General features: G+C 56.7%; 1 protein-coding gene. It reads left to right on the top strand.

Going from position 1 to position 713, the window contains the following annotated elements:
• Positions 1-666, top strand: a 666-nt coding sequence (locus ACM5SV_RS36610; protein WP_222016570.1) for a hypothetical protein, incomplete at its 5' end; no start/stop codon positions are given.
• Between the last annotated feature and the right edge of the window lie 47 nt (positions 667-713).

The following is a 713-nucleotide window of genomic DNA, read 5'->3' as shown; positions in this document are numbered from 1 at the left end:
CTTTCGGTTGCCTATGCTGACGGTGAGGGTGGCATAGGATTGACTGCGACCGGCGCCATGAACCGCAAGTTCGTGCATTGGGCCGCTGTGCACTTCCTCTGGCCAAGCTTCACAGCCGAAGACCTCTACAGCATGAACAAGGTGCTCAATGAAAGCGACATGCCGCCGCTTTGGGTCGTGCGCGACATGACCCGCCACCTGAAGCTTCTTCGCCGGAAAAAGGATGTGCTGCTGCCAACTAGACGAGGCCGGGAGTTTTTGGCAAAACCGCAAGCCTTCTTCGATCTGATCGCCACGGATTATCTCTACTCGTATGTCCACGAAACCGATCGTGAAGAGGAGGTGCGGGCGCGGTTACGCTGGTGGCGCCTATTCCTCAATCTTCTCAATATCGCGGCCAGAGAAGGTTGCACGTCAATGGAGGTTGTGGAGATCCTCTATCCAGACCTGGCGCCTCTGTCGGACACCGAAATAACCCTGGAAGCCTGGGAGTTGAAATCCGATCTCCAGTACGGCGTCTTTCGACGCTTATGCTGGCTCGGCTTGCTCTATGAGGCACGAGAGGGGCTCACTCTTCTCCAGGACGGATCCTTCCACAAGACGCCACTTTGGGCAGCCTGCCTGCAGTTGGAATCGGATACGCAAAGCGACATCGGCGTGCACTGACGAACTTCATTCCGCTGGCTGCCTCATCAACGCCTTCTGCCTTTTGG

It is taken from the genome of Rhizobium sp. CRRU65 (assembly GCF_048551595.1).
GTDB classification, from domain to species: Bacteria; Pseudomonadota; Alphaproteobacteria; order Rhizobiales; family Rhizobiaceae; genus Rhizobium; species Rhizobium leguminosarum_J.
Note: the sequence above shows the minus strand (reverse complement) of the source record. Positions and strands in the feature narration are given on the sequence as shown.